Annotated in this window: 14 protein-coding genes; 6 read left to right on the top strand and 8 right to left on the bottom strand. The window is 71.9% G+C overall.

From position 1 onward, the window contains the following. Positions 1 to 16: 16 nt before the first annotated feature. Complete coding sequence (locus tag OG933_RS35790) at positions 17 to 1,516, bottom strand: PLP-dependent aminotransferase family protein (protein WP_020128925.1); 1,500 nt, start codon at positions 1,514 to 1,516, stop codon at positions 17 to 19. A gap of 99 nt (positions 1,517 to 1,615) precedes the next feature. Here OG933_RS35790 and OG933_RS35785 point away from each other — a divergent pair, with 99 nt between their 5' ends. The 4 genes from OG933_RS35785 (at position 1,616) to OG933_RS35770 (ending at position 5,190) form a co-directional block, all read left to right on the top strand. Beyond that, positions 1,616 to 2,302 (top strand): YitT family protein, encoded by a 687-nt coding sequence (locus OG933_RS35785; RefSeq protein ID WP_405631007.1) that lies wholly within the window; start codon positions 1,616 to 1,618, stop codon positions 2,300 to 2,302. 8 nt (positions 2,303 to 2,310) lie between these two features. Beyond that, complete coding sequence (locus OG933_RS35780) at positions 2,311 to 3,066, top strand: glycerophosphodiester phosphodiesterase (protein ID WP_405633602.1); 756 nt, start codon at positions 2,311 to 2,313, stop codon at positions 3,064 to 3,066. A gap of 52 nt (positions 3,067 to 3,118) precedes the next feature. Further along, positions 3,119 to 4,537: an MFS transporter gene (locus tag OG933_RS35775; RefSeq protein ID WP_405631004.1), complete on the top strand. Its 1,419-nt coding sequence runs from the start codon at positions 3,119 to 3,121 to the stop codon at positions 4,535 to 4,537. 278 nt (positions 4,538 to 4,815) lie between these two features. After that, positions 4,816 to 5,190: an RNA polymerase-binding protein RbpA gene (locus tag OG933_RS35770; RefSeq protein WP_020128921.1), complete on the top strand. Its 375-nt coding sequence runs from the start codon at positions 4,816 to 4,818 to the stop codon at positions 5,188 to 5,190. A 213-nt stretch (positions 5,191 to 5,403) separates the two neighbouring features. Here the strand turns inward: OG933_RS35770 and fxsA are convergent, their stop codons facing one another. The 4 genes from fxsA to OG933_RS35750 form a co-directional block, all read right to left on the bottom strand. After that, a complete protein-coding gene (fxsA, locus tag OG933_RS35765; RefSeq protein ID WP_362529693.1) occupies positions 5,404 to 5,934 on the bottom strand; it encodes an FxsA family membrane protein in 531 nt (176 codons plus the stop codon). Positions 5,935 to 6,018: 84 nt separating this feature from the next. Next, complete coding sequence (locus OG933_RS35760; RefSeq protein WP_362275348.1) at positions 6,019 to 6,855, bottom strand: polyprenol monophosphomannose synthase; 837 nt, start codon at positions 6,853 to 6,855, stop codon at positions 6,019 to 6,021. A 584-nt stretch (positions 6,856 to 7,439) separates the two neighbouring features. Continuing rightward, complete coding sequence (locus OG933_RS35755) at positions 7,440 to 9,056, bottom strand: amidohydrolase (protein ID WP_405631000.1); 1,617 nt, start codon at positions 9,054 to 9,056, stop codon at positions 7,440 to 7,442. A 67-nt stretch (positions 9,057 to 9,123) separates the two neighbouring features. Next, a complete protein-coding gene (locus tag OG933_RS35750) occupies positions 9,124 to 9,564 on the bottom strand; it encodes an Lrp/AsnC family transcriptional regulator (RefSeq protein WP_020128917.1) in 441 nt (146 codons plus the stop codon). A 277-nt stretch (positions 9,565 to 9,841) separates the two neighbouring features. Here OG933_RS35750 and OG933_RS35745 point away from each other — a divergent pair, with 277 nt between their 5' ends. Continuing rightward, a complete protein-coding gene (locus OG933_RS35745) occupies positions 9,842 to 10,303 on the top strand; it encodes a hypothetical protein (RefSeq protein WP_020128916.1) in 462 nt (153 codons plus the stop codon). A 559-nt stretch (positions 10,304 to 10,862) separates the two neighbouring features. Here OG933_RS35745 and OG933_RS35740 read toward each other — a convergent pair. Next, positions 10,863 to 12,038 (bottom strand): acyl-CoA dehydrogenase family protein, encoded by a 1,176-nt coding sequence (locus tag OG933_RS35740; protein ID WP_405630997.1) that lies wholly within the window; start codon positions 12,036 to 12,038, stop codon positions 10,863 to 10,865. 231 nt (positions 12,039 to 12,269) lie between these two features. On the opposite strand from OG933_RS35740, the gene OG933_RS35735 reads away from it, so the two are divergent. Further along, positions 12,270 to 13,511 (top strand): glycoside hydrolase family 18 protein, encoded by a 1,242-nt coding sequence (locus OG933_RS35735; protein WP_405630994.1) that lies wholly within the window; start codon positions 12,270 to 12,272, stop codon positions 13,509 to 13,511. A 133-nt stretch (positions 13,512 to 13,644) separates the two neighbouring features. Here OG933_RS35735 and OG933_RS35730 read toward each other — a convergent pair whose 3' ends face one another. Beyond that, on the bottom strand, positions 13,645 to 14,304 hold the full coding sequence (locus OG933_RS35730; protein WP_362529679.1) for a TetR/AcrR family transcriptional regulator: 660 nt from the start codon (positions 14,302 to 14,304) through the stop codon (positions 13,645 to 13,647). Positions 14,305 to 14,378: 74 nt separating this feature from the next. Then, a complete protein-coding gene (locus tag OG933_RS35725) occupies positions 14,379 to 14,519 on the bottom strand; it encodes an SCO1431 family membrane protein (protein WP_314222086.1) in 141 nt (46 codons plus the stop codon). Between the last annotated feature and the right edge of the window lie 93 nt (positions 14,520 to 14,612).

Raw genomic sequence — 14,612 nt, 5'->3', positions numbered from 1 at the left:
CCCGCCGGGCATTCCTCTAGGCGACGAACGTGCGCGGCCCCTCGGCGCCGATCGTCCCCCCGCTCTCCACGATCCGGGCCGCGGCCGCCAGCCGGGCGGCCGCCTCCTCCGCCACCGCGCCTCCCACGGTGAACGGCAGCCGTACATACCCCTCGAAGGCGCCGTCGACGCCGAACCGCGGTCCGGACGGCACCCGCAGACCCACCCGCTCCCCCGCCTCGGCGAGCCGTGACCCGGAAAGACCCCCGGCCCGCACCCACAGCGTCAGCCCGCCCTCGGGCACGGCGAACTCCCACTCCGGCAGCTCCCGGCGCACCGCCGCGACCAGGTCGTCCCGGTTCTGCCGGGCCTGATGGCGGCGCAGCTCGACGGCCTGCTCCCAGCCGCCGGTGCTGAACAGCCAGTTCACCGCCAGCTGTTCCAGTACCGGTGTGCCCAGGTCGGCGTAGGCGCGGGCCGCGACGAGGCTGCGGATCACGTCCGGGGCCGCGCGCACCCAGCCGATGCGCATCCCGGCCCAGAAGGCCTTGCTCGCCGACCCCACCGTGATCACCGTCGACCCCGCGGGATCGAAGCCGCACACCGGCCGGGGCATCTCGACACCGTCGTCGAGCCACAGTTCGCTCATGGTCTCGTCGGCGACCAGCACGGTCCCCGCGGAACGAGCCGCCTCCACGAGTTGGCGCCGCTGGTCCTCGTCGGCGAGCGCGCCGGTCGGGTTGTGGAAGTCGGCGACGACATACGCGATGCGCGGCGCGGCCTCGCGCAGGACCTGGCGCCAGCGGTCCATGTCCCACCCGGCGAGCCCCTCGGCCATCGCGACGGGCACCAGACGCGCACCCGCCTCACGCATCAGCTGGAGGATGTTGGCGTAGGAGGGGGACTCGACGGCGATACGCTCGCCGCGCCCGCCGAACAGATGGCAGATGGCGTCGATGGCGCCCATCGCGCCCGTGGTGACCATGATCTGCTCGGGCATCGTCGGGATCCCGCGCGCGGTGTACCGCTCGGCGATCATCGACCGCAGCGCGGGCAGGCCCGCGGGATAGTCGCCGTGCGTGTGGGCGTACGGCGGCAATTCCTCCAGCGCGCCCCGCACCGCCCGGGTGAGCCAGGGCTCGGGCGCGGGCAGCGCCGCGCAGCCCAGGTCGATGATCGAGCCGAGGGCCTCGGGCGGCAGGGGCTCCAGGCCGCGCGCCGGAACCGGGTTGCCGGCCGGGACGGCCGTCCAGCTGCCCGCGCCGCGCCGGGACTCCAGGAACCCCTCGGCGCGCAGCGCCTCGTAGGCGGCGGCGACGGTCGTCCGGCTCACGGACAGGGAGAGGGCCAGTTCACGTTCCGCGGGCAGGCGCGCGGCGACGGGGACGCGGCCTTCCAGCACCAGCAGCCGGATACCGTCGGCGAGCGCCCGGTAGGCCGGCGGCCGGCGCGACCCGGGGCCGGCCGGACGGTCCTGCTGGGACTTGAGCAGCCGCGAAAGCTGCGCGGCCCCCACCGCCGAGGTCCACTGCGCCATGATTACCAGTCCACCTTCCCCGAATTGGCCATGGATGCCCTGCGCTTCCAAGCCACAGAGTGTCACGGGTCAGGCCACTACGACCACCAGGGGAACCCCTTGTCCGAGCCGCCACCGCAGGAAGCACCCTCGCGGGATCCGCACGACCACCTCGCCCGTCGGCTGATCCAGCTGTACGTCGGCCTCGCCCTCTACGGCGCCAGCTCCGCCCTCCTCGTGCGGGCAGGGCTCGGTCTGGAGCCCTGGAACGTGCTGCACCAGGGTCTCGGCGAGCTCACCGGCCTGACGATCGGTGTCGTGTCGATCGTCGTGGGCGCGGCGGTACTGCTGCTGTGGATCCCGCTGCGCCAGCGCCCGGGCCTCGGCACGGTCTCCAACGTCTTCGTCGTCGGCCTCGCGATGGACGGCACGCTCGCGTACGTCCCCGAAGCACACGGGCTCGCCGTCCAGGTGCCGCTGCTGCTGACGGGGATCGTCCTCAACGGGGCGGCCACCGGTCTCTACATCGCCGCCAGCTTCGGGCCCGGCCCGCGCGACGGGCTGATGACGGGGCTGCACCGGCGTACCGGGCGTTCGATCCGGCTGATGCGGACGGCCGTGGAGGTGGCGGTCGTGGTGACCGGGTTCGCCCTCGGCGGCACCATCGGCGTCGGCACCGTGCTCTACGCGGTGACGATCGGTCCGCTCGCCCAGCTCTTCCTGCGGATGTTCGCCGTTCCCGCTGCACCGGGCGGCAGCACGGTCGTTGCCACCGGGACACCCCAGGGAGCCATACTGCGTCCGTGACCAGCCTCATGACCCACCCGTATCTCGACCATCCGGGGCCCATCCCGTTCGCCCACCGCGGTGGGGCCGCGGACGGCCTGGAGAACACCACCGCGCAGTTCCGGCGGGCGGTCGAGGCGGGTTACCGCTACATCGAGACCGATGTGCATGCCACCCGGGACGGCAAGCTCGTCGCCTTCCACGACGCGACGCTGGACCGGATGACCGACGGCGCCGGCCGCATAGCGGACCTGCTCTGGTCGGACATACGGCACGCGCGCGTGGCGGGCAAGGAGCCGGTGCCGCTCTTCGAAGAGCTCCTGGAGACCTTCCCCGAGGTGCGGTGGAACGTCGATCTCAAGGCGGAGCCCGCGCTGCACCCGTTGCTCAACCTGATCGCCCGCACGGGCGCGTGGGACCGGGTCTGCGTCGGCTCGTTCTCGGAGGCGCGGGTGGTGCGGGCCCAGCGGCTGGCCGGGCCGCGTCTGGCGACCTCGTACGGCACCCGGGGCGTGCTCAACCTGCGGCTGCGGTCCTGGGGCGTGCCCGCGGCGCTGCGTCGTTCGGCGGTCGCCGCGCAGGTGCCCGAGAGCCAGTCGGGCATCCCGGTCGTGGACCGTCGCTTCGTCCGTGCCGCCCACGCGCGCGGGCTCCAGGTGCATGTGTGGACGATCAACGATCCGGATCGGATGCACCGGCTCCTGGACCTCGAGGTCGATGGCATCATGACCGATCACATCGACACGTTGCGCGAGGTCATGGAGGACCGCGGCGTCTGGGTCTGACCTCGGGCCCGTCGCCCGCGCGCGGTTGCGGCAGCGGGAAGCGAGGGCACGGGTGGACATCGACACCGTGCGGACGGCGGCGTCCGACGAGGCCGCCGAACGGCGGCGCGAGCAGCGCGGCTGGTACTTCTACGACTGGGCGTGCTCCGTCTACTCGACGAGCGTGCTCACCGTGTTCCTCGGCCCGTACCTGACATCGGTCGCCAAGCGGGCGGCGGACGCCGACGGGTACGTGCATCCGCTGGGCATCCCGGTGCGGGCGGGTTCCTTCTTCGCCTACTCGGTGTCCCTGTCGGTGATCGTGGCCGTGCTGGTGATGCCCCTGGTGGGTGCGGCCGCCGACCGCAGCGGCCGCAAGAAGCCCCTGCTGGGCGCCGCCGCGTATGTGGGCGCCGCGGCCACGGCCGGCATGTTCTTCCTGGGCGGCGACCGCTATCTGCTGGGGGGCGCGCTGCTGATCGTGGCGAACGCGGCCCAGTCCGTGGCGATGATGCTGTACAACTCCTACCTGCCGCAGATCGCCCCGCCCGAGGAACGCGACGCGGTCTCCTCCCGGGGGTGGGCCTTCGGCTATGCGGCGGGCTCGCTGGTCCTGGTCGTCAACCTGGTGCTCTACCTCGCCCACGACTCCTTCGGCGTCTCCGAGTCGATGGCGGTACGGATCTGCCTGGCCTCGGCCGGGCTGTGGTGGGGCGGTTTCACGCTGATCCCGCTGCTGCGGCTGCGCGACCGGCCGCCCGCCGCCCGGGAGGCGACCCCTCGACCGGATCCGACGGATCACACGGATCACACGGATCAATCGGATCGCACGGATCGGACGGTCCGCACGGCTCCTGGACTGCGTCAGCTCGCGGCGACGGTCCGCGACATGCGCCGCCACCCGCTGACCCTCTCCTTCCTCCTCGCGTACCTGATCTACAACGACGGCATCCAGACCGTGATCTCCCAGGCCTCGGTCTACGGCTCCGAGGAGCTCGGCCTCGGCCAGTCCACGCTGATCGGTGCCGTCCTGCTGGTGCAGGTGCTGGCCGTGGCGGGAGCGCTGGGCATGGGGCGGCTGGCCCGGACGTACGGCGCGAAGCGCACGATCCTCGGTTCACTGGCGGCCTGGACGCTCACCCTGGGCGCCGGCTACTTCCTGCCGGCCGGCGCCCCGGTCGGTTTCTTCCTGCTGGCGGCCGCGATCGGCCTGGTCCTCGGCGGCAGCCAGGCGCTCTCCCGCTCCCTCTTCTCCCACCTGGTCCCGCCCGGCAAGGAGGCCGAGTACTTCTCGGCGTACGAGATGAGCGACCGCGGCATGAGCTGGCTCGGCCCGCTCCTCTTCGGGGTCACCTACCAGCTGACCGGGAGCTACCGGGACGCGATCATCTCGCTGGTGGTCTTCTTCGTGGTGGGCTTCCTGCTGCTCGTTCGGGTACCGGTACGGCAGGCGATCGGCGACGCGGGGAACCCTGTGCCCGAGAAGATTTAGCACTCAAGCCGAAAGGGCGGTAGTGTACGCGTTTGGCCTGCCAGGCGTACCGTTACTGCGCGTCAAAGATGCCGAAACGCTGGGTGACATCTCCTTTCAGATGTGACAAACCGGGCGCCGGTGGGTACTGCACTGGTTGACAAGACCGCGGCTACGACGGCGACGCATGACCCGGAACGGGACTCCGAACGGGAATCTTTACCGCCGACCGGACGTTGACCGGATGACGACGACAGCGACACCTGTCCTGTGGGCGACAAGCCCGGGAGGCACGATTCATGAGTGAGCGAGCTCTTCGCGGCACGCGCCTCGTGGTGACCAGCTACGAGACGGACCGCGGCATCGACCTGGCCCCGCGCCAGGCCGTGGAGTACGCATGCGAGAAGGGGCACCGGTTTGAGATGCCCTTCTCGGTCGAGGCGGAGATTCCGCCGGAGTGGGAGTGCAAGGTCTGTGGAGCCCCTGCACTCCTCGTGGACGGCGACGGCCCTGAGGAGAAGAAGGCCAAGCCCGCGCGTACGCATTGGGACATGCTGATGGAGCGGCGGACCCGCGAGGAACTCGAAGAGGTCCTCGAGGAGCGGCTCGCCGTTCTGCGGTCCGGGGCGATGAACCTTGCGGTACATCCCCGTGACAGCCGTAAAAGCGCATAGCCCCAAGGGGCTGTGACCAGCTTCACAGCGAACGACAACGACCGCGGGCGCCGTACGTGATTCACGTACGGCGCCCGCGGTCGTCGTGCTGCCCTCTGCGGCTTGCCGCCCTCTGCGATGGCCGTGGTGACCGCTGCGTGGAGGCAAGGGCGATCGGCATCGGCTCCCCCAAGGGGCCCGAGGGGTAGCTCCTGGCCGATCAGGCGCCGTGGCTCACTGCTCGTCCCTGATGACCTCGCCCTGCACCACCTTGCCGTCCGGGCGGTGGATGCGGGCCTGCTGGAAGGCGTCCCCCAGAGTGCCGGGCGTGGCCGCGGCCGCCCTCAGCTTGCGCTCCCCATAGCCGCTGACCGCCTTCTGGACCGGCGGGAGCAGCAGGAGCAGGCCGATCACGTCGGAGGCCAGGCCCGGGATCATCAGGAACAGGCCGCCGAGCATCATGAGGCCGTTGCCGCCGCCCCGGCCGGAGGAGGCCGTACCGCGCTGGAGCGCTTCGTTCAGGTTCTGGAAGGCCCGGCGCCCCGCCCGCTTGATGACCACGGCGCCCAGGACGAACCCGGCGGCCAGGAGCAGCAGGACCACGAGCCCGCTCGTCGCGCCCGCGACCACGGTCAGCAACCAGATCTCCAGTACCAGCCAGGCGGCCAGCCCCAGCGGCAGGAACGTCCGCAGGCGGGAGCGGCGGGGCTGGGCCGGGGGCCGGGCGGGTGTCTGGTACGCGGGGGTCGGAGAGCCAGTCGTCATGCTCCCAGTGTGCCCGGAACAGGCTCAGAGCGGCATAAGGGGAGGATCAGCCGTCGCTGTGAGGCTCAGCCGTCGCTGTGAGGCTCAGCCGTCGCTGTGAGACGCGGCGGGCGCCTGTGGGCGCTCCGGACGGTCGGCGGTGCGGCCCGTGATCTTGCCGACCCGCTCCCCCACGCCCCAGGCCGTGACCCGCCACAGGGCCTCGACGAGGATGTCCCGGCTCATCTTGGAGTCGCCGTGCTCCCGCTCGACGAAGGTGATGGGGACCTCGATGACGTGGAAGCCGGCCTTGACGGCGCGGCGGGCGAGGTCGACCTGGAAGCAGTACCCCTGGGAGGCGACCTCCTCCAGGCCGAGACCCTCCAGCGTCTCGCGGCGGAAGGCGCGGTAGCCGCCGGTGATGTCACGCAGCGGGAGGTCGAGGGCGAGGCGGGAGTAGAGGCTGCCGCCGCGGGAGATGACCTCACGGGACTTGGGCCAGTTGACCACCCGGCCGCCCGGCACCCAGCGGGAGCCCAGGACCAGGTCGGCGCTCTTGAGCGCGGTGAGCAGGCGGGGCAGTTCCTCGGGCTGGTGGGAGCCGTCGGCGTCCATCTCGATCAGTACGCCGTAGCCGTTCTCCAGGCCCCAGCGGAAGCCGGCGAGGTAGGCGGCGCCGAGGCCCTCCTTGCCCTTGCGGTGCAGGACCTGGACCTGGTCGTCACCGACGGCCAGCTCGTCGGCGAGCTTGCCGGTGCCGTCGGGGCTGTTGTCGTCGGCCACGAGGACGTGAGCCTCGGGGACGGCCTCGCGCACCCGGCCGACGATGGTCTTGATGTTCTCCGCCTCGTTGTAGGTCGGGATGATCACCAAGGCCGTGCCGAGCGGACCGAACTGCCTTCCCCGGTCCTGTGCCGCGAGGGTCCCGTCGCCGTCGTTCACTACTGCCCCTTCAAGTCCGTACGCAGAGGACCACCATAGTGGCCGCCGCCTGCGGTGACGTGACAGCACGTACGTACGGTGGTGTCGAACCCGCGTGAGCGGGGTAAGAACGTACCTTTGGGCTTGTATGTGCGCACCTGCCCCGTGGGGGTGAGCGCGAGCGGGGTGAGAACGGGCCTGCTGCGGATGGGGGCCCGGCGCTCTTCGGGCCGGCCCGGGACCCGCTGGCTGCGGGTCGACCGAAAGCCGTTGTCTACTGAGCGCCCGGGCCCCATCCGGGTCACACCTCCCCGACCGGCCGGAACGTTCCCTCGCTGCGGCGCGGGCGCTGAGCCTGGCTGCCAGTGGCGGTGCGCCGGTACGGCTCACCGCCCCTGACCCAGCGGCGCCGCGGCGAGTGCGCGGGCGTTCCCCGGGCGGGGCGTCCGGTGGTGGACTCCGCCGAACCTACCGGCCCCCCGCCATCGGCTGTCAACAGCGGCTTGACCTGCGGATCTTCCGTCAATGCCCAGGTCAGCGCGGAGAAGACACCGGGCGTATGTCGACAGGCGGACGGGTGATCTTCCCCGGGCCGACCCGGGAGATCACTCGCTCGGCCGCAGGAACACGGTCCGGCCGCCCACCACCGTACGCAGGCACACCGGGAGTTCGGTGCCGGGGGTCAGGTCCGGCAGGCCGGGGGTGCCGGAACGGGGGTCGGTGGACCAGCGGGCGACCCGGTCGTCGGGGGCCTGGACGACCAGTTCCTCGGTGCGCCAGACCGCGTAGTCGGCGGGTGCGCCCGGGACCAGGACGCCCGCGTCGTCCCGGCCGATCGCGCGCCAGCCGCCGCGCGTGTGGGCCGTGAACGCGGCGCGAGCCGACACCCGGTGACCGGGGGTGCGGTGGAAGGCGGCGGCGCGGACCGTGCCCCAGGGATCGAGGGGGGTGACCGGGCTGTCCGAGCCGAAGGCGAGCGGGACACCCGCGCGCAGCAGGGCCGCGAAGGGGTTCAGGGTGCGCGCCCGCTCGACGCCCAGACGCTGGGCGTACATGCCCTCCTCGCCGCCCCACAGGGCGTCGAAGGCGGGCTGGACTGAGGCGGTGAGGCCGAGTTCGGCGAAGGCGGCGATCGTCTCGGGCGTGAGCATCTCGGCGTGCTCGATGCGGTGGCGGGCGGCGCGGATCCGGGCGAGGCCGACCTTCTCCGCGGCGGCGCGCACACCCTCGACGACGGCGGTCACGGCGGCGTCGCCGATGGCGTGGAAGCCCGCCTGGAGGCCGGCCTCGGTGCAGTCCGTCACGTGCGCGGCGACGTCGGCGGCGTCCAGGTAGCCGGTGCCGGTGTGGTCGGCGTCCGTGTAGGCGGCGTGCAGACAGGCGGTGTGGGAGCCGAGGGCGCCGTCGACGAACAGGTCTCCGGCGGCACCGAGCGCGCCCAGCCGCCGGGCCTTGTCGACGTCCCGCTCGGCCCAGTAGCCGACGACCCGGGGGCCGGGCTCCTCGGCGGCGAGCCGCAGCAGGTCCGTGAAGTCGTCCTCGGAGGAGATCTCGGGTCCCGCGCACTCGTGGACCGAGCCGATACCGAGGGAGGCGGCGTGCGCGAGGGCGGCCCGCTGGGCCTCGGCGCGCTGGGCGGGCGTCACGGCTGCGAACGCGGCGGCGCGGACGGCGTGGTGGGCGTCCCGGGTGAGCGGCGCGCCGTCCGCGAAGCCCGGCTCGGTGCGGGCCCCGGGTGCCAGTTCCAGCAGGGCGGTGGTGACCACGGCGGAGTGGACGTCGATCCGGCTGAGGTAGAGCGGTCGGCCGCCGGTCGCCGCGTCCAGTTCCTCCCGTCGGGGCGGGCGGCCCTCCGGCCAGCGGGAGGCGTCCCAACCGTGCCCGAGCAGCACCTTGTCCCATGGACGGGCCACCGCGAAGGCCCGTACGAGGGCGAGGGCGGCCGCCAGGGAGGGGGCGGTGGAGAGGTCGAGACCGGTGAGCGCGAGGCCGGTGGACGTGGTGTGCACATGGGCGTCGGTGAAGGCCGGGGTGACCAGGGCGCCGTCCAGGTCGACCACCTCGTCGACGCCGTCCGCGAAGGCGTCGGCGGCGCCTTCGGAGCCGACCCAGGCGACCTGGCCGCGTTCGACGACCATCGCGGTCGCGAACGGATCGGCGGGGCTGTGTACCTCTCCTCGGCGGAGCAGGACGGTCTTGGGCTCGGCGGTGCGCTCACTCATGGGGAACAGTCTCGCGCCTCGCCTCGGCCGCTCGGCACGGGGACCCCTCGGATCCTTTCGGATCCGCTCAGATGCGGGGTGGCCGGGCCTCGTACGGGGTGGACAGCACGACCGTCGTGCGCGTCGACACCCCGGCGAGCGCCCGGAGCCGCCCGAGCAGTTCCTCCAGCTCGTGCGGGGTGGCCACGCGCACCTTGAGGATGTAGTTCTCGTCACCGGCCACGCTGTGGCAGGCCTCGATCTCCGGTACGCCGGCCAGCCGCTCGGCGATGTCGTCGGGGGCGCTGGGGTCGAACGGTTTCACCGAGATGAAGGCGGTCAGGGGCAGCCCGATGGCCTCGGAGTCGACGACGGCCGCGTATCCGCGGATGACGCCGCGCTGTTCCAACCGGCGCACCCTTTGGTGCACGGCCGAGGTGGACAGGCCCGTGGCCTTGCCCAGATCGGTGTAACTCATCCGCCCGTCCTTGACGAGCAGCTGCACGATTTGTCGGTCCAGCTCCTCCATGACGCAAGAACTTACCGTGCGTGCGATCTCCGCGTATACCTATGCAGTCCAGGTCATAGCCGGTTTGTGATGTGGCCGGGAGTCGACGGCGGCCGGGTGCGGGCCGTTCGGGGGCTCAACCGAAGCACGAGGCATCTGCAAGCGGCATGTGACGAACGCCACAGCACTCCTCAACTCTTCGTGATGTCCTCGTGATTACCGCCGAGACGGGGCGGGAAGTGCTTGCTGTGGTCGAGGCCGCAGTGCCTTCACGGCCCAGCCCGAGGGGGAGAATCCCATGCAGAGTCTTAAGCGCCCTGGTCGCACCGCGCCCAAGCGGCTCCAGTCCGTCGTCGAACCCGAGCCGGAGGGCGTCGAACCCGACGCGGACTACTCCGACGGCTTCGACGTCGACGACGCCGATCACTTCGACGCGTACGACACCTTCGAGATGTACCGGGTGATCTGCCCGGACTGTGCGCAGCCCATCGCGCTGCTGGCGGACGAGGAGGTCCTGCCGGAGCACGCGCTGTGCGCCTCGCCGTGGAACCCCTTCGGGCTGACGGTCTGCGCCGGGACGGGACGGGGGGCCTCCGAGGCCCGGCCCGCGGACGAGTCCGTGGAGCCCCAGGAGCAGGACACCGCACTCCTGTTGACGCTCCCTCAGGGGCTGGACTGGCGCACCCAGCCCTTCTCGCACGTCGGCGGACCGGGCTCGCGCCCGATGCGCGTTCCGACGATGCGTCGCCTGGCGGCCTGAGCGCCGCTTCCGCGCTCGCCTCACCGGCTCGACTCCCGTAGCTGCCCTGCACCATGGCCGGCAGGTCGCCGTGGTGCAGGATCAGTGCGTCCGAGTGACCGGGGGGCCGACGCCGGCGAAGTGCCCCTGCCGGTGGGCGGTGCGCGGCGGGCGCGCGGCGGGCGTGCGGCGGGCGTGCGGCAATCTTGTTGCTCCGTAAGGAATTTGACGGGGCGTCGGGTTTCACCGGGCAGACCGGTCACGCTTAGCGCCGGAACCGGGGGCACTCCCCGAACTCACGCTCGACCATGCCTGCCGGTGACCTGTCCGGTGGCTTCGCGTTGCCCTGGTATGACCCCCACCCAGTCAGTCGCGCCCGGGCGTCACCGCCAGCTCTTCGTCCCCGCGCGTCCGGAACCTGTCCGGGCAGAATCGGTTCCGCTGGCCCCGCCGCCCTCACAGGACCCGCCCATCTACCGCGACCTCCTGCGCACCTGGGCCGATCGGGGCCGCACGCTGCCGGGACGCCACGACCCGGAGTGGGTACGGCTGGCGGCCCCGCAGGTGCGGCCGGGGCAGTTCAGCGGGTTTCCGGACCCAGTAGGTGACGGGCGATGACCATCCGCTGGATCTGGTTCGTGCCCTCGACGATCTGCAGGACCTTGGCCTCGCGCAGGTAGCGCTCCACGGGGAAGTCGGCGGTGTAGCCGTACCCGCCGAGGACCTGGACTGCGTCGGTGGTGACCTGCATGGCCGCGTCGGTGCAGTGGAGTTTGGCCATGGCCGCCTGCCGGCCGAACGGCCGTCCGGCGTCCCTCTGCCGCGCGGCCGCGAGGTACAGCGCCCGGCCCGCCTCGATCCGGGTGGCCATGTCGGCGAGCAGGAAGCGCAGGCCCTGGAAGTCGGCGATCGGGTGCCCGAACTGCCGTCGCTGCCTCGCCCAGCCGACGGCCTCGTCGAGGGCCGCCTGGGCGAGGCCGACCGCGCAGGCCGCGATGCCGAGCCGCCCCGAGTCCAGCGCGGCCAGGGCGATCGCGAAGCCCTGGCCCTCGTCGCCGATCCGCCGGGCGTCGGGGATGCGTACCCCGTCGAGGTGCACCTGGGCGGTGGGTGACCCCTTCAGCCCCATCTTGCGCTCGGGGGCCGCGACGTTCAGTCCCGCGGCGTCACCGGGCACCAGGAAGGCGGTGATCCCCGACGCGCCCGCGCCGCCGGTCCTGGCCAGGACGGTGTAGAAGTCGGCGAGCCCGGCGTGGGTGATCCAGGCCTTGGTGCCGGTGATCACCCAGTCCCCGCCGCCCTCCCGCACGGCCCTGGTCCGCAGCGAGGCCGCGTCCGACCCGGAGGACGGCTCGGAGAGGCAGTACGCGCCGAGCTGCCCGCCGCCGAGCATGGCGGGCAGATACGCGGCCCGCTGCGCGTCCGTGCCGTGGGCGGCGAGCGCGTAGGAGGCCAGCGTGTGGACGCTGACGCCCAGCCCCACGGTGAGGCGGGCCGCGGCGAGCTCCTCGACGACCTGGAGGTACACCTCGTAGGGCTGGTCACCGCCGCCGTGCGCGGAGTCGTACGGCAGACCGAGCAGCCCCGATGCGGACAGGAGGGTGAACAGTTCGCGCGGGAAGATCTCGGCGTCCTCCTCCTCGGCGGCGGCCGGGGCGATCTCGCGCCGGGCGATGTCGCGCACCAGCGCCATGAGTTCCCGGGCTTCGGCCGTGGGCAGGGAGCGGTCCACCGGGGACGGCGCGCGGTCGGGCATGGCGGCTTCCTCCTCCCGAACTGACCAGCGGCTTCGCGCTGTGAGTATGCCCGCGGGACACCGCCGCCGCACGGGCGGACCGCCAGAGGGACGACGGGAAGAACGGTCGGCCGATTGGTCCGAACCATTGACCGAAGTGGTCTAGTCCTCCTACCGTTTCGCTCCAACGCTTCCCCGCGTTCATGCCAATCGGCGTGCGATCCCCTCCCTGTCCCTGCGAGGAGACACCCGATGCACACCCCGCTCCGCCCCCGCGCCCGGTTCCGGACGCTGCTGTCCGCCGTCTGTTGCGCCGCGCTCGGCGCCGCCCTGCTCGCCGGCGCGGGCACCGCCACCGCCGGCGAACCCCGCCCGGCCCAGGCCCACGCGAACGGCTCCAAGGTCGTGGGTTACTTCACCGACTGGGGCATCTACGACCGCCAGTACTACGTCAAGAACATCGAGACGTCCGGCTCCGCGGACCGGCTCACCCACATCAACTACGCCTTCGGCAACGTCACCGACGGCAAGTGCGCCCTGGGCGACTCCTGGGCGGACACCGACCGGCCGTTCACCGCCGAGGAGTCCGTGGACGGCGTCGCCGACACGGCGGACCAGCCGCTCGGCGGCAACTTCAACCAGCTGCGCGAGCTCAAGAAGCTGCACCCGAGGCTCAAGGTCATCTGGTCGTTCGGCGGTTGGAGCTGGTCGGGCGGGTTCGGCGAGGCGGCCAAGGACCCGGCGGCCTTCGCCAGGTCCTGCCACGACCTGGTCGAGAACTCACGGTGGGCGGACGTCTTCGACGGCATCGACATCGACTGGGAGTACCCGAACGCCTGCGGCCTCACCTGCGACACCAGCGGCCGCGAGGCCTTCCGGGACGTCATGAAGGCCCTGCGCGCCGAGTTCGGCAAGCGCGAGCTGATCACTGCGGCGATCACGGCGGACGCGACCGACGGCGGCAAGATCGACGCGGCGGACTACGGGGGCGCGGCTCGGTACGTCGACTGGTACAACCCGATGACGTACGACTACTTCGGCGCATGGGCGGCGACCGGCCCCACGGCACCGCACTCGCCGCTGACCTCGTACCCGGGCATCCCGCAGCAGGGCTACGACACCGCCGCGACGATCGCCAAGCTCAAGCGCCTGGGCATCCCGTCACGGAAGCTGCTGCTCGGCATCGGCTTCTACGGGCGCGGCTGGACCGGCGTCACCCAGGCGAAGCCGGGCGGCACGGCCACCGGTCCCGCGGCGGGGACGTACGAGGACGGCAACGAGGACTACAAGGTCCTCAAGGCCAAGTGCCCGGCGACCGGCACGGTCGGCGGCACCGCCTATGCCAAGTGCGGGAACGACTGGTGGAGTTACGACACCCCCGCGACCATCGGGACGAAGATGAAGTACAAGTCCCGGCAGGGGCTGGGCGGCACGTTCTTCTGGGAACTGAGCGGGGACACGGCCGACGGTGAGCTGATCCACGCGATCAAATAGCCCGGCTCATGGGGCACTTGGGGCGGAGGACCACGAGCCTCCGCCCCAAGTGCGTCCGCCTCGCGCCTCCGCCTCACGCCTGCATCTCACGCCTCACGCCTCACGCCTGCGTCTCGCGCCTGCGTCTCGTGCGTCAGTCCTCGCGGCGGGCCGGCTTCGGCGCGGAGAAGGCGGGCTCGAGTTCCTCGATGGCGCGCAGGCAGCCGCCCAGGGTCTTCACCAGCAGTTCGCCCATGATCTCGCGGGAGAGTTCGGGGCGGGCGAGCCACTCCAGGGTGGCGCCCTCGACGCTGCACACCCAGGAGAGCAGGCCCATGCGGGGCAGTGCCGGGATGTCGCTGCTGCCGTACGCGCCCTCGGCGATGGTCGCCACGATCGCCGCGCGCACCCCGTCCCGGATGGCGTGCACCTCGGTGTCGAAGCCGACGCCGCCGCTGACGATCGTGCGGTAGGCGGCCGTGTTGTGCTCGGCGTAGCGCAGATAGCTGTCGATGGTGCGGTGCACCCGGTCCACCTGGGGCAGTTCGAGGCCGCTCGCCGCGAAGGTGACCAGATCGGCGACGGAGTCCTGGATGATCGCCAGGTAGTAGCCGCGCTTGGACTGGAAGTAGTAGTAGATCAGCCCTTTGGCGACATGCGCCTGCCGGGCGATGTCATCCATCGAGAGCGCGTCGTAGGACGTGTCGGCGAACAACTTCCGCCCGATGGAGATGAGTTCGGCGCGGCGCGCCAGTGAGCGCTCGGTGCCGCGTGCCCGGGGACGGGCAACTTCGCGCTGTTCACTGATATTCAATTTCGACCCTGGTCTCGGGCGGTCGGCGGGACATCCGCAGTATGTCAGGTCAACCGTGCGTCAGGTCACGCCCGTCACAGCAGTCCGAGCTGGGTGACCAGCATCGCGACGACCGCGACGAGGACCCAGCCCATGACGTGCTCGAGGACCTTCGGGCCGTCGGTCCCGGGGCCGCCGGTGCGGGTGCGGGTGGCGGTGGCTGTCTGTGCGGTCATGGTGTCTCGCTGAGGTCGGACGGACAGGTGCTTCCCCCCACCGGCTCCCCCACCGATCCGTCCACCTTGCCACCCGCCGGGGCTTTTGCGGCG

The sequence above is a fragment of the Streptomyces sp. NBC_00016 genome, assembly GCF_045040885.1.
In the GTDB taxonomy this organism is placed as follows: Bacteria; Actinomycetota; Actinomycetes; order Streptomycetales; family Streptomycetaceae; genus Streptomyces; species Streptomyces coriariae.
Note: the sequence above shows the minus strand (reverse complement) of the source record. Positions and strands in the feature narration are given on the sequence as shown.